Origin of the sequence: Rhodococcus sp. WMMA185, from assembly GCF_001767395.1 — a bacterium.
In the GTDB taxonomy this organism is placed as follows: Bacteria; Actinomycetota; Actinomycetes; order Mycobacteriales; family Mycobacteriaceae; genus Rhodococcus_F.
In genome coordinates, this window is sequence record NZ_CP017014.1 from 1,110,833 (window position 1) to 1,128,199 (window position 17,367).

Genomic DNA, 17,367 nt, shown 5'->3' on the forward strand with positions numbered 1-17,367 from the left:
ATGCGGATGGGTATCTACATCTCGACGGGCGCAACACGCAGGGCGCCGACAGAGTGAAACCGCCCGACCTTCCCTGCATTGCGGGGACTATACGGGCAAAATGGACACTCGTCTGGATCGGCGCGCCCGACTGTCTGGGGAAGGCCGGGTGTTGCTGGAATCGACTTGGCCATCCACCCGGGCGGGTGGACGGCCAAGTCCGTGAGGTGGAGCGTGTCGGTCAGGACGGCCATGCCAGTGAACCGAAGCTGCCGAGCGATCCGGTCAACGGTGAGTCACCGATCGCGATCACCGACACCAACCCGTTTGCTTTGTGGGTGACGTAGGCGCGGGTGCCGCCCGGGGTGATTGCCACGTCGGAATAGTCGCCGCCGACCCCCCAGATGGTGTCGGTGACCCGGTTGGTGAAGGTGTTGACTACCGACACCGTGTCGCTGTTGGTGATGTAGGCGCGTTTGCCGTCGGGGTGGTTCCGAGCATCAGCCCCGTCGCCAGAGCGGCGACCAACCCCGCAGTGCGCCCGCGACGGGTGCGCGGCCTTGAGCCCAGGTCACCGCTGCGGCCAGGCGGAACAATGATGGTGTGCGACATCGCGTCTAGACTCCTTCTACGCGCAGGGCAAGAAATAGAAACCGGATGGTCTTCCCTGCGTCGCCGGGACTATACGGGAGACGTTTGGGCAAGAGGGCACCCATCCGGAACGGCGCGACCGACTGTCGATGGGGTGAGACCCAAAGGCGCTGCGTGGGCGGAGGAGCAGGCGCCTGATCTCTCGCCGTCGACGGCGGCGGTCTATCGCTGGTGGTCGACGTGAGGACTAAGTTCCCTACCCACTACCTCCCGACACCGGCAGGCTTGATGTAGAGCGATCGTTCTTCCGACGAGTCGAGTTGGAGCGCACGATGGCACGAGTGTCGACGGACGAACTCGGAGCGGCCGTGAGCGCCGGTTCGGCCGGGCTGACTTCGGATGCGGCGGCCGAACGGCTTCGCGTCGACGGCCCGAACCTGCTACCGACGACGCATCCGGTGCCGGCATGGCGCAAACTCGCGGCCGAACTTACCCACTTCTTCGCGCTCATGCTCTGGGTGGCCGCCGCACTCGCGCTAGTGGCCGACATGCCGCAACTGGCGGTCGCGATCGTCGTGGTGATCGTGGTGAACGGCCTGTTCGCATTCGTCCAGGAGGAACGCGCCGAGAAGGCGTCGGAACGGCTGCGCGACCTGCTCCCGGCGACGGTGACCGTTCGGCGTGGCGGTGAACTCCGCACAATCGACGCGGCCGACGTGGTCGTCGGCGACGTCATGGTGATCGCCAGCGGTGATCGGGTTCCCGCCGACGGCACACTGACGGTCACCGATGCCCTTGCAGTCGACGAATCGACCCTGACCGGCGAGAGTGAACCGGTATACGAGAAGCCCGGCGAGCAGGTGTGGGCCGGCACCTATGCGGTCGGTGGACAGGGAGAGGCGGTCGCGGTCGCAACGGCCTCGGACACCAGGCTTGCCGGGATCGCTGCCCTCACCGCGGGCGTGCGGCGACCCCGGAGCCCCCTGGCCGCCGAACTGCATCGCGTCGTGCGTGCGATCGCCGTTCTCGCGGCTGCCGTCGGTGGCGGATTCTTCGGGCTGTCTCTGCTTATCGGTCTACCCGCCCACGACGGGTTCGTGTTGGCCCTGGGCGTCACCGTGGCGCTGGTCCCGGAGGGGCTACTCCCCACGGTGACCCTTTCCCTGGCTATGGGTGCTCAGCGCATGGCGCGCCGACAAGCCCTCGTGCGGCACCTGGAGGCGGTCGAGAATCTCGGGTCCACGACGGTGATCTGCACCGACAAGACCGGCACCCTCACACAGAACCGGATGACCGTCACCGAGGCCTGGACCCCGGCGGGCTCGCTGACCGTGGTCGGGGAGGGCTACGAGCCCAGCGGCCGTGTCGAGGGCGAAGATTCGGCAGTCGATGCGGCCCAGCACCTGGGCCTGGTGGCGGTGTCGGCCTCGCAGGGCGGCATCGTGTTCCAGAACGGCGCCTGGTCGGCTGTCGGCGATCCGATGGAAGCTGCCCTCGACGCCTTCGCCCGCCGCGCGGCGGGACGCAGCGACCTGGACCGGGCTAGGCCAGATCGCCGGTTCGCGTTCGATCCGCAGCGGCGTCGGGAGTCGGCGATCATCGGCGGCACCCTCATGCTCAAGGGCGCGCCGGATTCCGTGCTGCCACTGTGCACGTCCCCCGGGTCATCGGTTCTCGACGCGGCCCGCCGCGCCGTCGACGACATGGCAGGCCGGGGTTTGCGTGTACTCGCGGCCGCCACCCGAGATCTTTCCGGCACAGCCGATTCCGCGGACCGGGTAGAGCAGAATCTGACGCTCGTCGGCCTGTTCGGTATCGAGGACCCGCCCCGCCCCACCGTTGCTGCGGCACTATCGGCGGCGCGGGGCGCGCACATCAGGGTCGTCATGCTCACCGGCGATCATCCTACGACGGCGGTCGCCGTTGCTCGCGAGATCGGCCTCGTGGACGACGAATCGAAAGCGCTCGTGGTCGAGGGCGACGATCTACCCGAACACGACGACGATCTCGGCGATCTCCTCGACCGGGACGGCGTGGTCGTCAGCAGGGTCTCGCCGGAACAGAAGCTCGCAGTCGCACGGGCCCTGCAGGCCCGCGGACATGTGGTCGCGATGACCGGTGACGGCGTCAATGACGGGCCCGCGCTGCGAGAGGCGGACATCGGCGTGGCAATGGGACGCGGCGGCACCGACGTCGCGCGGGAAGCGGCCGATCTCGTGCTCCTCGACGACGACTTCTCCACGATCGTCGCCGCCGTCGAACAGGGCCGCGCTACCTACGCCAACATTCGACGATTCCTCACCTACCACCTCACGTCCAACGTCGCCGAACTCACGCCCTTCGTGGTCTGGGCTCTGTCCGGCAGTCGGATTCCGCTTGCGATCGGCGTCCTGCAAGTGCTGTGCATCGACATCGTCACCGACCTGTTGCCCGCACTCGCCCTGGGTGGTGAGCCGCCGGGCAAGGGCGTGATGGATCGTCGCCCCGAGCGTCGGCACCTGCTCGACCGCAACCTCCTGACCCGTGTCTTCGGGGTACTCGGTCCGGTCGAGGCAGCGGCCGCGATGACCGCGTTTCTCGTGGTGCTCTGGATGTCGGGATGGCATCTCGGTGCCAATCCGCCCACCGGAGCGGCACTGGTGACCGCGTCCGGCTCGGCGTTCACTGCCATCATCTTCGGCCAGATCGCGAACGCCTTCGCGTGCCGCAGCGCGACCCGGCCGGTGTGGCAACTCGGCTGGCGGACCAACCCATTGCTGCTGTGGGCGGTGGCCGTGGAGTCCGTGATCCTCCTGCTGCTGCTGACGATCGGCCCGCTGGCTGCGCTGCTCGGCCAGTCGCCGCCGTCGATCACAGGCTGGGCGATCGCGGCCGCAGGGATACCCGCTCTGCTCGGCGCCGACTACCTGTACAAGAGGGTGCGCGGGCGGCAACGAGCTGGTCGCTGACCGCGGCGTCGAAAGGTGGCTGTCGCCAGGTCCCCTCGGCTGCACCACTTTTGCGCACTGCAAAGGGATAAATCGGGTAACTCGGTCGATCCGATGTCAGCACTCGCGGGCAACACCTTTCAGCCCTATGCTTACGCTACGGAAGTAGCTTGACCCAAGCCTGACACCGTCAAGAATCGGAGATGGTATGTCACAGGTCTCGAGACGTGAATTCTTAAGGGGGGCAGGCAGGGCGGGTCTCGCGCTCGGATTGCTCGGTCTGAGTGCCGGGTGCGTCAATCGTGCGGATGGTGAATACGATGCGGTCGTCATCGGCGGCGGCACCGCCGGAGCGATCGTCGCGGCGAAGCTCCAGTCGGCCGGTGGTGGGCAGCGGCGAATCCTGGTCATCGAGGCCGGCGGTCCGACGTCGGCGCTCATTGGCGGGACGAACTATCCCGAGTGGGTTCCTGAGGGCAGAACGGATCTGACCGTATGCGATGTGCCGGGCGAGTATTCGAACCTCGCGTTTCTACCGGGCGGCGAACCGTACGAGCTTACGGACACTCCGTTTACGGCTCAATACACCGGGCTCGGTGGCAATTCGCAGTTCAACGGCATGCTCTTTCAGACGAATCCACCTCGACAGTTTGACGCCGAGTGGCCGTCGGGGTGGGGCTGGGCCGATCTCGAAGTCTATTTCGACCGTGTACGGAAGAGGTTCAACGTTACGGACACGCCATCCACCGATGGCGTCGCGTACAACACCGGCCCCGCGCAGATCATTCATCCGCTCTATCAGCAAACCGGTTGGGCCGAAGGGGATACGAGCCGCATGTTCGACGGGGGTGTCTACGGCAGACCGTGCGTCGTATCTGCAGATGGTAGGCGTGCCGGCCCGATCAGCGAAGATTTCGCAGATATCGACCCCGGGGGCGTAGCGGCCGAGGGGCTCGAGATACTGCAGTTCACCAAGGCGAACAGCATTGAGTTCGACTCTTCGGGTAAGGCGCTCGCTGTCCATTACACAAATCGGGGTGCACTCGACCAGACCATTGCCGGGACCGACGGTGCCGCGCATCTCAAGAGTGACGGATTCGTCGTCATGGCGGCCGGAGCGCTGATCACGCCGAAAGTCCTTTACTCGAGTGGTGTTGGGCCGTCCGGCCGCGAATCCGAGATCTTCCCCGAGGGGCCATCGAGGGCATTCAGCATCGACAATCAGCTAGTCGGTGTCGGGCTCTACGACCACGTCATGTCGATGGTCGCCTACAACTACGACGGGAGCATTCCCTATTCGGCCTACAACTACTCGAACTACGCTGCGAACAAAGCCGACTTGGAAGCCTACCTCGAAAACGGCCGCGGTCCGTATGCGCAGTACCTCCCCGTGTCGATTCTCAACTATCGACGCCAATCCGACGTTCCCGACGTCGAAATATTCCTCGATCCGCAAGGGCCGTTGCCGAAGGACGGACCGTATTACGGTCCGCGGACACTCTCGGCGCACGTGATGTTGCTCTGCCCGAAGGCGCGCGGGATTGTTGCGCTCGATGCCGGCGGAGATGTCTGTGAACCGGACATCTATCTGCCCGACACACCCGATGGCAACGACGATGCCGACCTCATGGCCCACGCCGTCCACGACATGATTCAGCTCTTCAAGAACGACCCGCCACTATCGATTTCATTCGGACCGGGGAGTTCGAGCCACGAAAACCTCGATCCCGATGACCTCGCCGATGTCAGAACGTACGTCACGAGCATGTTGCCCGTCAGCGATGTCCATTTCAGCCGGATGATTACCAACCACTACGGCGGGACGGCCCCGCTGTCGGGAGGTCCTGGCGGCGTCGATCCCCAGACCCTGATTCTGCGTGGGACGGAGAACGTCGCTGTCGCCGATGCATCGCTCATGCCGGTACCTTCTGCGGCGCATCCCGTGGGGACAATCATGGCAGTCGCTGAAAGGGCGGGCGAGATCTTGGCTTCGAGGTGGCACGGATAGCGGCACCGCCACATTGTCTGATGACGCGACCGCCTGAGTAGATGCCCGCTGAGCACTCCTCGGGCGCGCGTTCATAGCCCGGCGTGTCTCGTGGTCAGCACGTCGTGTCGATCCGGACATTCGTCTGAATGTTCCGTATAGTCCGCACCTGCGCCGGTGACGATTCGGTTCCTGTCTTGCGCCCTGCGGGTGCTGCGCCGACAGCGATGTCGTGTCCGTCCGCATCTACCAATTGGCAGAAGGAGTCCGATCGCGATGCCTCACAAGACCATCGACACGACCCACCGTGGGGCTGGCCCTGGGGTCCGGGCTCGTACCGGACCACGATGCACCGCAGGCCTTGCCGCGATCCTCGCGGCGGGGTTGATGCTCACGGCCGGCCCGGCCGCGCAGGCGGACACCGTCGAGACCACGATCCCGGTCGGTGCCAGTCCGGTCGGGGTGGCGATCACCACCGACGGAACCCGCGCCTTCGTCACCAGCCAGGGCGACGGCACGGTGTCGGTCATCGACACCGCCACCAACTCCGTCACCGGCACCATCGACGTCGGCAGCGTCCCGTCCCGGATCGCGATCACCCCCGACGGCACCGGCGCCTACGTCACCAACTGGTCGGACGGCACGGTGTCGGTGATCGACACCGCCACCAACACCGAGACCACCACCATCGGCGTCGGCAGCGACCCGTATGGGGTGGCGATCACCCCCGACGGAACCCGCGCCTTCGTCACCAACTTTCACGACAGCACGGTGTCGGTCATCGACACCGCCACCAACTCCGTCACCGACACGATCGGCTTCGAGGCCGACCTCCGCCCGTATGGGGTGGCGATCACCCCCGACGGGACCAGCGCCTACATCGCCAACCAGTTCGGCGACTCAGTGTTCGTCATCGACACCACGACCAACGACATCGCCGGCATCATTGACGTTGGCGACGGTCCGGTCGAGGTGGCGATCACCCCCGACGGAACTCACGCCTACGTCACCAACTCCAGCGACAACTCGGTGTCGGTAATCGACACCGCGACCAACACCGTCACCATTACCATCAACGCTGGCGACGACCCGGAAGGGGTAGCCCCGCAAGGGGTGGCGATCACCCCCGACGGGACCCGCGCCTACGTCACCAATTATCTGGCCAACACCGTGTCAGTGATCGACACCGTGGCTAACACCTTCACCACCTTCGACGTTGGTATCGGTCCGCGCGCGGTGGCGTTCACCCCCGATGGCACCGGCGCCTACGTCACCAACCAGAACGACAGCTCGGTGTCGGTCCTCGAGATCGACACGGAACCGACTCTGACCGGCACACCGCCGGCCGGGGCCGTCGGGCAACCCTACGAGTACGCCTTTACCCTCACCGGGCAGCCGGCCCCCACCATCACCGTTATCGCCGGCAGCCTGCCCGACGGATTGACCCTCAGTGCTGATGGTGTTCTGTCCGGCACCCCGACGACCGTTGGGCCATCAGCATTCCTCATCTCCGCGGGTAACGGCATCGGCGGAGACGTTCAGTTGTCCGTAGCCCTCGATATCACCGACACCCCACCGACGGGGTCCTCGGGTTCGCTCGGTTTCACGGGATCGTAGGAGACACCGAAGGGTCTCGACGAACCCGGTCGCCGCTGAACTCGGGGGCCGCGTGCGGCGGGATCCAAAGGGTCCGAGGCTGATCGGAGAACCACGCGAACCGTTTCGTCGAGGCCCTCCGCAACCGTTGGTGCAGTTCGCATGATGTCGCGTCTGGGGAGCAAAGGTGGCAACCAATACCGTTGCCACCTTTGCTCCCCGATGTTGTCGCGGTCACATGCTAGGTTGCCTCGGACGGAAGCAGCCGGGTGTGAGGGGGATGAATTGTTCGGAAGGTCTGCCTTCCTTGGATTTGCGCGGTGACGGCCGTGCCGCTGCGCTGGATGACTGGCGCTGCACCTCGCAGAACGTTCCACCCTCACCGCGGTCAACGATGACCATTACCGTGCTCACCTGCCGGGGCGTTGGTGAGCCCTTCCCGTCTCCGATGCTGGCGAACGTGACGCGGCTCCTGGACCCGAGGCGGTTCCGTGTCAACGCCGTGCAGTGGGAGGCCAGCTACGGGCCGGTACCTGACCTGCATGGAATCTCGTTCGACGAGGCGCTGCGATCCGGCCGGGAGCTGCTGCTCGACACCGTCGCGAACGACCCGAACCCTGTGATACTCGTGGGCTATTCGGCCGGTGCGGCGTTGGTCGGCAATGTCGCTGAGGAGATCGCCTGCACCAACCTTCCTGGAATGAACGTGCGCGGTGTCGGCCTGATCTCGGACCCGCTGCGGTCACCGCGCAACCCGGTCAACCCGGGTGCAACTGGTTGGGGCATCGCAGGACGACGACCCATCGGATCCGTGTTCCCGGTCTGGCACTGCGCTGACCCCGCAGACGCCATCACCTGCTGTCCACCCAACTCTCCATTGCGTACCTTCGCCGACCAGTCGGCCGCTTTCTCCCTCGCCGACCCGCATGCTTGGGTTGCGGACCTGCTCGACCGGCTCCGGACGCGACGATGGCAGGCGACCATCCGGGACTGGCGCAACATCCCACACGTGTGGAGGGCGTACAGCCGTGCGATCGCCGGTGTTCGTGGGTATCTCAACGGCGAGCACACGTCTTATCACCTTCGGCGATACCCCGGCAGCACCCGCACCTATTGCGAATGGCTCGCAGACCGCATCAACCAAGTCAAGGAGCGCGATTGACCATCGACGCCAGCCCCGTGAGTGGCCTCCCATCCGCGGACGACGCGGGTAGGAGGTTTCTCTCATACATTCACGGTCAAGGCGTTGTCCGGGTGGGACACTGGCGTCATGGCATTTACCGTGACGCATCGATCATTCGACCAACTGACGGATTTCGCGGTTACCGACTTCGGAGACGATGACACCTACAGCATTCACGAGTCGGGGGCGCTGGTCATCGTCCGTGCTGACCAGGAGCTGATCTATGCCCCGGGGAGCTGGTTCTTGGTGGAGCGGGCCGATGGACAACAGGATCAGTCGCCGGGAAATTACATGTGATTCGTAGCTTGCCGCCGCGCGTTATCGAACAAATATTCGAACATGCGTAGGTTTGGGGCGTGGCTCCCAGAACCGAAACCGCCCCGGATCGATGCCCGAACGGGCACAAGCTTGCCGCGAACTCGTGCCTGGTCGGATGGGAGGTGTGCAGTTGTCCGACGTCGAACAACGGCGGGCATCGCACGCACTTTTGCAGGCGATGTGGCGCGACGATTCGGACCCCGCCGTGTAGCTGCCCTACGGCTGGTGGCGGCAGCTGATGGACGCGCAAATATGTTGTGGGCTGAAGGGTCTTACTGACCGCTGCCCCGGCGTTCGACCGCCACTGCATGGTTCACGCCGTCGAGAAACCGCGAGATGGAGTCTCTCTCGGCGGCGTCGAAGCCGTCGAGGACCTCGATGGTCGAGGCGATGAGAGGCCCGAAGAACGTTTGGCCGATTTCGACGGCGCGGGGAGTGACGGCAAGCAACGACCTGCGGCGGTCATCGGGGTCCCGGGTTCGCCGGATCAGACCCGCCTTCTCCATTCGATCGAGAAGAGCGGTGACGGACGCGGAGTTGATGGCGAGTTGACTGCCGAGCAGGCCGGGCGTCGCGTCCAGGCCCGCGCGTTCGGTGTCCAGAATGCAGATGAGGGCGCGGAGGTCGGTGGTGTGCAGCCCGTGCATGTGCGCGAACTCGGTACCGAGCAGATTCAACTCGACCGCGAGTGCGCGCAATCTGTGCACGGTCTGCATTCCTTCGTCTGGGTCCACGCTGTGAAATCTAGTGCGAGCCCTCCTTCGACTGTCTAGTATCTCGATAATCGAGATAATTTGGGAGGGCTGGATTGTGATAGCGGACGACTTCTTCCGGGCCTATGACGCGTTGCTCGACGCCTGGCCCGCGGACGTGGCGGCGGTGGACGTGCCGACACCCTTCGGGTCGACACGCGTCAACGTCTGCGGGCCGGAGTCCGCAGTGCCGATTCTCTTGCTGCCCGGGGGAGGCGCGACGTCGACGGTATGGGCGAACAACATTGGGGCGCTATCTCGACGGCACCGGGTGTACGCGGTCGACGTCATGGGCGACGTGGGTCGTAGCGTGAACGCCGGTGCACCGATGCGTTCTGTCGACGACTTGTTCGTTTGGCTGGATTCGATACTCGACCATTTCGGGTCGGCTTCGGCGACCGTGGTCGGTCACTCGTACGGCGCCATGATCGGGCTCGCGTATGCGCTGCATGATGCCCGCCGCATCGACGGCCTGGTATTGCTGGACCCGACGTCCTGTTTTGCGGGAATGAGCCCGAAGTACTTGCTCCGCGCCGTGCCGTTGTTGATTCGGCCCACCGAGAAGCGGCAACGGAACCTGATCGGCTGGGAGGCTGCAGGCGCCGAAGTGGACGAACGCTGGCTCGACGTCACCGCGCTCGGGGCGGCAACCTTCGGCCGGACCAGACTCGTCGTGCCGCGCCGTCCGAGTGCCGATGCGCTGGGAGGATTGACGGTCGACACCACAGTGGTTCTGGCGGGAGACAGTCGGGCGCACGACGTGGGGCGGGTCGCCGAGAACGTGCGCAAGACGGTTCCTGCGGCAACCGTCACGACGATCAACGGAACCACCCACCATGCGCTGCCGATGGCCGCGTCCCACGCGGTCGACGCGGCCATTCTGTGCGCCGTCGGCTGACTCGCGCAGTACGGGCGCTATAGGATGGACGGCCGGTAGCTCATCGAGGTTCCAGGGAGGTCACGGCGTTGGCGAAGAAGCGGATTCCCGTCGTCATCGTCGCCGGATTCCTCGGTTCGGGGAAGACCACGTTGCTCAATCACGTGCTGCGCAACAACCGTGGGGTCAGGGTCGGCGTCATCGTCAACGACTTCGGGGCGGTGAACATCGATTCGATGATGGTCGCCGGGCAGGTCGATTCCATGGTGTCGCTGAGCAACGGCTGCATGTGTTGCGCCGTGGATGTGAGCGATATGGATGAGATGCTCGGCCGTCTTGCCCATCCGTCGTCGCAGATCGATGTGATCATCGTGGAGGCCAGCGGACTTGCCGAGCCACGCAACATGATTCGGCTCGTGCTCGGGAGCGAGAATCCATACGTCGCCTACGGCGGACTCGTCGTGATGATCGACGGTGAGCAGTTCGAACAGATGTCGGCGCAGCACCCGGATCTCGGAAAACACGTCACGCTGGCCGACCTGATAATCCTCAACAAGACCGATCGCATCGACGATGGACGCCGTGCCGCCGTGCAGGCGATGGCCCGCGGCTACAACGACCGCGCACCCGTCCTGACTACCGCGCATGGGCGGATCGAGCCAACGCTACTGTTCGACCGCGAGTCCGGCCGCGAACCTTCGGCAGGGGAGCAACTTACCCTCGACCAACTGCTACTCGATGAGTCTGGCGAATGTGATGGGCACGACCATCTGCATTCATCCTATGAGGCAGTCGATTTCGATTCTTCTGCACCGATCGACCCACGCCGTCTGGTCGATTTCCTCGAGACGAGACCGGTCGGGATCTATCGCGTCAAGGGGTTCGTGCACTTCGCCGTGCCCGGGCAGTCACGCAAATTCGAGGTGCAGACCGTCGGCCCGCATATCCGGTTCACATCGACGCGGTGGGAGCCCGGTGAAGACCGCACGACTCGACTGGTCCTCATCGGCGTGGACATCGAACCCGAGCACGTACGCAGCAGGCTCGAGCGTTGTGTCGTGTCGGACGGTGAGGAAACCGACCCCGGCGCCATGCTCGGCATTCACCGCTATACGGTGACGGCGTGACCGAGTCTGTGGGAACTGCTGAATCGACATCCGAACCCACCCTGTCCGTCTACGACGCGATCCGCCGTCGCAGGGACGTACGAGCCGAATTCACCGGGAAGCCGATTGCCGAGGACGTCCTGCGGCGCATCCTGGGAGCCGGCCACTGCGCCCCCAGCGTCGGCAACACCCAGCCGTGGGACTTCATCGTTGTGCGCGACACCGGGACACTGGCCGACTTCGCCGATCACGTGGCGGGTGCCAGGAGCCGGTTCGCCGAATCACTGCCCGAAGATCAGAAGAAGACCTTCGATCCCATCAAGATCGAAGGGATTCGCGAGAGCGGCATGGGTGTGGTGGTGACCTACGATCGCAGTCGCGGCGGCGAACATATCCTCGGTAGACACACGATCGACGACACCGGGCTGTTCTCGGCCGTTCTGGCGATTCAGAATCTCTGGCTCGCTGCGGCGGCCGAGAACGTAGGCGTCGGTTGGGTGTCGTTCTACGACGAGTCCTATCTTGCGGAACTGCTCGGAATCCCTGATCCGGTGCGCCCGATCGCCTGGCTCTGCGTGGGTAATGTCACAGAGTTCCAACAGGTCCCGGATCTAGAACGTTTCGGGTGGAGGGGGCGCCGACCACTGGCCGACGCCATCCACCTCGAGAAGTTCTAAGCCGGGCGGCGAGAACCGCCTGCGGAGGCGGTGCGTGTTCGGCCGCCGGCCGAAGAGTTCGTGCGTGTGCGCCCCGCTCCTCCCGAACGGGATCGCCGAGCACCACCGCCTTGGCCGTGCGCGCGTCCACCTTGGGTGCCGTCCCTCCGCCGACCCCGTCCGCCGCCGTTGGTGGCCGGAGCCGGCTTCGGGGCCGGGGCCGGGGCCACATATGGGGCGATGTCGCCGACCAACTCGAGAACGTGTGCCGAATCCGCGGTGCTACGAATGGGTGTCGCCTTGATCGCGGCCTTGCGCATGAGGACGGAAAGATCCCTACGCTGCTCGGGCAGGACGACGGTGACGACGTCGCCGGCGCTGCCGGCGCGGGCGGTGCGGCCGGAGCGGTGAAGGTAGGCCTTGTGTTCCGCGGGCGGATCGACGTGAACGACCAGTTCCACGTCGTCGACGTGGACGCCCCGGGCCGCGACATCTGTTGCCACCAGTACGCGTGCCTCGCCGGAGGAGAAGGACGCGAGGTTGCGGTCGCGGGCGGCCTGCGACAGGTTGCCGTGCAGGTCGACCGACGGGATTCCCGACTCCGTGAGCTGACGAGCCAACTTGCGGGCCTGGTGCTTGGTGCGCATGAACAGGATCCGGCGACCGGTACCGGAGGCCAGGCGCTCGACCAGCTTGCGCTTGGCGTCGACGCCGTCGACGTCGAAGACGTGGTGTGTCATGGCCGCGACGGGCGAGTTCGCCTCGTCGACCGAGTGCAGTACCTCGTTCTTCAGGAACCGCCTGACCAGCTTGTCCACACCGTTGTCCAACGTGGCGGAGAACAGCAAACGCTGCCCTTGCTGGGGGGTGGCCGAGAGGATTCGAGTCACGACAGGCAGGAAGCCGAGGTCGGCCATGTGGTCGGCTTCGTCGAGGACCGTGATCTCGACGGCGTCGAGACTCACGAACTTCTGCTTCATAAGGTCTTCGAGCCGTCCGGGGCAGGCGACGACGATATCGACGCCGGCCTGAAGAGCGTTTACCTGGCGATTTTGGGAGACACCACCGAAGATGGTGGTGACCCGCAAGTCATACGCGGTGGCCAGAGGCTCGAGGGTGGCCGTGATCTGGGTGGCGAGTTCGCGAGTGGGTGCCAGAACGAGGCCCAACGGGCGCCCCGGGCGGCGCTTTCCGCCCGATAGTTCACCGGCGAGGCGGGACACCATCGGAATGGAGAAGGCGAGCGTCTTACCGCTTCCTGTCTTCCCCCGGCCCAGCACGTCGCGCCCGGCGAGGGTATCCGGAAGGGTGTCGACCTGGATGGGGAACGGGGAGGTGATCTCTTTGGCAGCAAGGGCTCTTACCAGTGGTTCGCGGACTCCGAGGGCGGCGAACGTTGCTGTGGGGGCAGTCGTGTCGGACAAGTAGTCAGGCCTTTCTCACACTTCGGGTGTGCCCGAAAGGCCTGATACGGAAAGTCTCCGCGGGGCTCGAGCACAGATTGGCGGCGTTGCCGGTCGGCACGCTTGTTCGCCGTAAGAAGAGCGGATGTGGGTGCACATCCAGCAGGATTCGGAAACTACCGAACTGAATGCGTTCTACGACGCTGGATGGCCGTTCTGGTCATCTAGTGGTGGAGACTCTACCCGGTGTGGGCGGATTGTCCGACCCAGCGGTCACAGCCCGACCCATTCCGAAGCACCGTCGGCGAACCTCTGGCGCTTCCAGATGGGCACCTCGTGTTTGATGCGTTCCACCAGTTCGGCGCATGCCGAGAAGGCTTCGGCGCGGTGGGGAGCGGCGACAGCGGCAACCACCGCGAGGTCGCCGATTGTGAGAGATCCCACTCGGTGGATCGCGGCCACCGGTAGTCCGGTCGAGGCCGACACCTCTTCGCAGACTGTGCGGAGGAAGCGCTCGGCATTCGGGTGAGCTTGGTATTCGAGTGCCGAAACGGAGTGCCCACCATCATGATTGCGGACAACTCCGGTGAACACCACGACGGCACCGTGTTCAGGTCCGGCCACGGCGGCGTCGACGACGGCGGTATCGAGGGGCTGGTCCGAGATCTGGGCGAGGATTTCACTCATCGTGCGTGCCTCCACCGGCAACCTGGGCGAGAAGGTGGTCGATGATGGGACCGAGCACAGACAACCCGTCCCTGACCCCGCCTGGAGAACCGGGGAGATTGACGATGACTGTGCCGTCCGCCACCCCCGCGAGTCCGCGGCTGAGCGAGGCGTGTGGGGTCACCGCTGTTCCGCGGTTTCGGATGGCGTCCGCGACGCCGGGAAGTTCGCGGTCGAGTACTGCCCGCGTCGCCTCTGGAGTGGCGTCGGTCGGCGAGATACCGGTACCGCCGGTGCTGATGATCAATGCCGGCCTGTTCGAAAGTGCGTCGGCAACACCGGCGGCGATATCGGCGTCGGCATAGACGAGCGGGCCGCGAGCGGTGAAGCCACGTTCCTCGAGCCACGCGACGATGACCGGCCCGGTCGTGTCTTCTCGCGTTCCCTTGGCGCCGCCTGTCGAGGCGACCAGAACTGCGGCAGAGCGAGTTGAGGCCGAAGGGGTTTCGGAACCTCCACCCTCGCGTGTCCAATGCCCGCGTTTGCCGCCCTCCTTGGTGAGCAGGCGGACGCCGTCCAGGGTCGCGCCGGGATCGACTGCCTTGATCATGTCGTGCAGGGTCAAGCCGGCCACAGCCACCGCGGTGAGAGCCTCCATCTCGACGCCGGTGGGGCCCTTCGTCTTCGCTGTGGCCTCGATGGTGATCGCGGTGTCGGTGAAACCGAACTCCAACTTCACCGAGGACAACGCCAGCTGGTGACACAGCGGAATCAGTTCGGACGTCTTCTTCGCCCCCGCGATACCTGCGATCCGAGCCGTTGCGAGAACGTCGGCCTTGGGAAGGTTGTCGGCTCGAACCAGTGCGATCACCTCGGGGGTGGTGACCAACTGCCCTGCAGCCACTGCGATTCGGGTGGTGTCGGCCTTCTCGCTCACGTCGACCATGCGGGCGCGGCCCTCGTTGTCGAGGTGCGTCAAATCGCTCATAGGGGAATCGCTTTCACAAGGTCACCGGCGTCGAGCGCGGTAACGTCGGCGGGAACGTCGACAAGGACGTCTGCCCATGCCATGGCGGCGACGAGATGGGAGCCGGGGCCGGATACGAGTTCGACTCCGGCGGTGGTGCTTCGGGCACGCAAGAATTGCCGCTTGCCGGGAATAGAGGTGATGGCCGCGGCGAGCGGTAGCTCGTCGGGTTCTATCGGGGGGAGTCCCGCCGCGCGGCGGATCTCGGGACGCGCGAAGATCTCGAACGACACGAGTGCGCTGACGGGGTTGCCGGGAAAGTTCAGTACTGGAACGCCGTCCACCACAGCGGTGCCCTGCGGGCCGCCGGGTTGCATTGCCACGTGACCGAACTCCGCGCCAAGTGAGGTGAGCGTGTCTTTCACCACCTCGAAATCGCCCATCGACACCCCGCCCGAGGTAAGGACGAGGTCGGCCGTGGTGGTTGCCTCGGTGAGAAGTGCGCGGAACTCGGCCGGGTCGTCGCCGCTGCGGGAGATCGAGACCACCTCCGCGCCGTTGGCGCGCGCACTCGACGCGAGCGCGATGCCGTTGGAGTCGAAAATCTCGCCCGGCCTCAGGGTGCTTCCGGCATCGACGAGTTCGGCGCCGGTGGTGATGACCGCGATACGGGGACGGGGGCGCACCGGAACCCGTTGGAGTCCGACTGCGGCGAGCACGGCGATGTGCCGGGCCGCGAGGATTGCGCCGGCCGGAAGCAGAAGAGTGCCCGCTTTCACATCGCTACCGCGCTCGCGCACGAACTCGCCGACGCTTCGTGCTCGATTGATGCGCACCTCCCCGTCCGCGGTCTCGGTGTCCTCAACGGGCACGATGGCATCGGCCCCGTCGGGGATGGGAGCACCGGTCATGATCCGGTATGCCGTGCCGGGGGTGTGGGTGACGGGATCCACCGGTCCGGCCGCGATCACGCCGCGCACCGGCAGAGCTACGGGCACGGCGCGGATGGACGCCGCATCGACCGCGTATCCGTCCATCTGAGAGTTGCGGAACAGCGGCAGATCGACAGGCGAATGTACGTCCGAGGCCAGGACGCGACCGAGCCCGTCGCCGAGAGGAATGTCTTCGGCGGATCGCGATTGGAGAGCGGCAAGGAGTGCGGCGACGTGCCGGCGATGATCCTCGACCGAGCGTGCGGTCATGATGTTCCTCGGGGCATGGTCACTAATCCTAGGCGGCGATCGGACAGCAACAACCCAGTCACGGCATACTGGACCGATGGAGGGTTTGGGCAACTCGGTGACGACGGTGGCGTTGGGTGTTCCCACGATGCCGTCGTCGGCGTCGATCGAGGACAGGCCTGACGTCGGCGAACTCGTCGATCGATTCGGGCGGGTGGCACGGGACCTACGCGTCTCCATTACCGAGAAGTGCTCCCTGCGCTGCACGTACTGCATGCCTGAGGACGGGTTACCCGCCATACCGACGCAGAATCTCCTCACCGCGGATGAAATCGTGCGACTGGTCGATATCGCCGTCCATCGACTCGGTGTGCGTGAGGTGCGGTTCACCGGAGGTGAACCGTTGATGCGCCCCGATCTCGAGCAGATGATCGCGGGATGTGCCGAACGTGCTCCCGGCGTGCCGTTGGCAATGACCACCAACGCCATCGGCCTGGAACATCGCGCCCACAAACTCGTAGAAGCAGGACTGTCTCGGATCAACATCTCCCTTGACTCTATCGACCGCGAGCATTTCGCGAGACTCACACGGCGGGACCGGCTTCCCTCGGTGATCGCCGGGATCCGTGCCGCCGCCGAGGCGGGTCTCGGGCCGTTGAAGATCAATGCGGTTCTGATGCCCGAAATGCTGGGTGGTGCAGCGGATCTCCTGGAGTGGTGTCTGAATGAGGGTGTCGCGCTTCGTTTCATCGAGGAGATGCCACTCGATGCCGACCACGAATGGGCGCGCGAGAACATGGTGACTGCCGACCGCCTGCTGGCCGTGCTCGGCGAACGGTTCACACTGTCCGAACATGGCAGACAAGACCCCTCGGCGCCGGCCGAGGAGTGGCTGGTGGACGGCGGTCCCGCGACGGTCGGTGTCATCGCATCCGTCACTCGCTCGTTCTGCTCGGATTGCGACCGTACCCGGCTCACTGCCGAGGGGACGGTACGGTCGTGCCTGTTCAGCGACCGCGAGATCGATCTCAGGGCGGCACTGCGCGGCGGCGCCGACGACGAGGAGTTGGCGCGGTTGTGGCGCGGCGCGATGTGGAACAAGTGGGCGGGTCATGGGATCAACGCGGACGGCTTTGCGCCGCCGCAACGCAGCATGGGAGCGATAGGTGGTTGAGAAG

14 protein-coding genes and 1 pseudogene are annotated in these 17,367 nt (G+C 65.3%); 9 read left to right on the plus strand and 6 right to left on the minus strand.

The features are described from left to right. Positions 1 to 220 precede the first annotated feature (220 nt). Positions 221 to 454, minus strand: a pseudogene (locus tag BFN03_RS04970) (YncE family protein); the annotation flags it as partial. Positions 455 to 902: 448 nt separating this feature from the next. On the opposite strand from BFN03_RS04970, the gene BFN03_RS04975 reads away from it, so the two are divergent. The 5 genes from BFN03_RS04975 to BFN03_RS04995 all read left to right on the plus strand — a co-directional run bounded on the left by BFN03_RS04975 (position 903) and on the right by BFN03_RS04995 (position 8,560). After that, on the plus strand, positions 903 to 3,518 hold the full coding sequence (locus BFN03_RS04975; protein WP_070378081.1) for a cation-translocating P-type ATPase: 2,616 nt from the start codon (positions 903 to 905) through the stop codon (positions 3,516 to 3,518). 187 nt (positions 3,519 to 3,705) lie between these two features. Further along, complete coding sequence (locus BFN03_RS04980) at positions 3,706 to 5,505, plus strand: GMC family oxidoreductase N-terminal domain-containing protein (RefSeq protein WP_084385497.1); 1,800 nt, start codon at positions 3,706 to 3,708, stop codon at positions 5,503 to 5,505. A 255-nt stretch (positions 5,506 to 5,760) separates the two neighbouring features. After that, positions 5,761 to 7,101: a YVTN family beta-propeller repeat protein gene (locus BFN03_RS04985; RefSeq protein WP_084385498.1), complete on the plus strand. Its 1,341-nt coding sequence runs from the start codon at positions 5,761 to 5,763 to the stop codon at positions 7,099 to 7,101. Positions 7,102 to 7,474: 373 nt separating this feature from the next. Beyond that, positions 7,475 to 8,242: an alpha/beta fold hydrolase gene (locus tag BFN03_RS04990; protein ID WP_070378083.1), complete on the plus strand. Its 768-nt coding sequence runs from the start codon at positions 7,475 to 7,477 to the stop codon at positions 8,240 to 8,242. 108 nt (positions 8,243 to 8,350) lie between these two features. After that, positions 8,351 to 8,560 carry a hypothetical protein gene (locus tag BFN03_RS04995; protein ID WP_070380629.1) on the plus strand — a complete coding sequence of 70 codons (210 nt, stop codon included), beginning with the start codon at positions 8,351 to 8,353 and terminating at the stop codon, positions 8,558 to 8,560. Between the two features lie 293 nt (positions 8,561 to 8,853). On the opposite strand, the gene BFN03_RS05000 is transcribed toward BFN03_RS04995, so the two are convergent. Next, positions 8,854 to 9,297: a MarR family winged helix-turn-helix transcriptional regulator gene (locus BFN03_RS05000; protein WP_070380630.1), complete on the minus strand. Its 444-nt coding sequence runs from the start codon at positions 9,295 to 9,297 to the stop codon at positions 8,854 to 8,856. A 91-nt stretch (positions 9,298 to 9,388) separates the two neighbouring features. On the opposite strand from BFN03_RS05000, the gene BFN03_RS05005 reads away from it, so the two are divergent. From BFN03_RS05005 to bluB, 3 genes are all read left to right on the plus strand, one after another. Continuing rightward, the gene (locus BFN03_RS05005) at positions 9,389 to 10,231 is read left to right on the plus strand and encodes an alpha/beta fold hydrolase (RefSeq protein WP_070380631.1); all 843 of its coding nucleotides are present in this window, start codon (positions 9,389 to 9,391) and stop codon (positions 10,229 to 10,231) included. Between the two features lie 68 nt (positions 10,232 to 10,299). After that, positions 10,300 to 11,337: a CobW family GTP-binding protein gene (locus BFN03_RS05010; protein WP_070378084.1), complete on the plus strand. Its 1,038-nt coding sequence runs from the start codon at positions 10,300 to 10,302 to the stop codon at positions 11,335 to 11,337. Continuing rightward, the gene (gene bluB, locus BFN03_RS05015; RefSeq protein WP_070378085.1) at positions 11,334 to 11,993 is read left to right on the plus strand and encodes a 5,6-dimethylbenzimidazole synthase; all 660 of its coding nucleotides are present in this window, start codon (positions 11,334 to 11,336) and stop codon (positions 11,991 to 11,993) included. Before BFN03_RS05010 ends, bluB begins: the two co-directional genes overlap by 4 nt. On the opposite strand, the gene BFN03_RS05020 is transcribed toward bluB, so the two are convergent. The 4 genes from BFN03_RS05020 to BFN03_RS05035 form a co-directional block, all read right to left on the minus strand. Continuing rightward, positions 11,990 to 13,396 carry a DEAD/DEAH box helicase gene (locus BFN03_RS05020; protein WP_070378086.1) on the minus strand — a complete coding sequence of 469 codons (1,407 nt, stop codon included), beginning with the start codon at positions 13,394 to 13,396 and terminating at the stop codon, positions 11,990 to 11,992. The two genes, bluB and BFN03_RS05020, sit on opposite strands and share 4 nt — an antisense overlap. A 252-nt stretch (positions 13,397 to 13,648) precedes the next feature. After that, complete coding sequence (locus BFN03_RS05025; RefSeq protein WP_070380632.1) at positions 13,649 to 14,062, minus strand: molybdenum cofactor biosynthesis protein MoaE; 414 nt, start codon at positions 14,060 to 14,062, stop codon at positions 13,649 to 13,651. After that, positions 14,055 to 15,029 carry a bifunctional molybdenum cofactor biosynthesis protein MoaC/MoaB gene (gene moaCB, locus BFN03_RS05030; protein ID WP_070378087.1) on the minus strand — a complete coding sequence of 325 codons (975 nt, stop codon included), beginning with the start codon at positions 15,027 to 15,029 and terminating at the stop codon, positions 14,055 to 14,057. Before moaCB ends, BFN03_RS05025 begins: the two co-directional genes overlap by 8 nt. After that, entirely contained in the window at positions 15,026 to 16,210 is a 1,185-nt protein-coding gene (locus tag BFN03_RS05035; protein WP_070378088.1) for a molybdopterin molybdotransferase MoeA, read from the minus strand. The genes moaCB and BFN03_RS05035 overlap by 4 nt, the downstream gene beginning before the upstream one ends. A 97-nt stretch (positions 16,211 to 16,307) precedes the next feature. Between BFN03_RS05035 and moaA the strand changes: the two genes are divergently transcribed. Continuing rightward, complete coding sequence (moaA, locus tag BFN03_RS05040; protein ID WP_070380634.1) at positions 16,308 to 17,363, plus strand: GTP 3',8-cyclase MoaA; 1,056 nt, start codon at positions 16,308 to 16,310, stop codon at positions 17,361 to 17,363. Positions 17,364 to 17,367 lie beyond the last annotated feature (4 nt).

What these genes read in the sequence shown, in the direction of transcription:
- BFN03_RS05035 (WP_070378088.1), bottom strand. Translation starts at nt 16,210, where the DNA reads ATGACCGCACGCTCGGTCGAGGATCATCGCCGGCACGTCGCCGCACTC.
- BFN03_RS05000 (WP_070380630.1), bottom strand. Translation starts at nt 9,297, where the DNA reads ATGCAGACCGTGCACAGATTGCGCGCACTCGCGGTCGAGTTGAATCTG.
- BFN03_RS05025 (WP_070380632.1), bottom strand. Translation starts at nt 14,062, where the DNA reads ATGAGTGAAATCCTCGCCCAGATCTCGGACCAGCCCCTCGATACCGCC.
- BFN03_RS04990 (WP_070378083.1), top strand. Translation starts at nt 7,475, where the DNA reads ATGACCATTACCGTGCTCACCTGCCGGGGCGTTGGTGAGCCCTTCCCG.
- BFN03_RS04980 (WP_084385497.1), top strand. Translation starts at nt 3,706, where the DNA reads ATGTCACAGGTCTCGAGACGTGAATTCTTAAGGGGGGCAGGCAGGGCG.
- BFN03_RS04975 (WP_070378081.1), top strand. Translation starts at nt 903, where the DNA reads ATGGCACGAGTGTCGACGGACGAACTCGGAGCGGCCGTGAGCGCCGGT.
- BFN03_RS04985 (WP_084385498.1), top strand. Translation starts at nt 5,761, where the DNA reads ATGCCTCACAAGACCATCGACACGACCCACCGTGGGGCTGGCCCTGGG.
- BFN03_RS04995 (WP_070380629.1), top strand. Translation starts at nt 8,351, where the DNA reads ATGGCATTTACCGTGACGCATCGATCATTCGACCAACTGACGGATTTC.
- moaCB (WP_070378087.1), bottom strand. Translation starts at nt 15,029, where the DNA reads ATGAGCGATTTGACGCACCTCGACAACGAGGGCCGCGCCCGCATGGTC.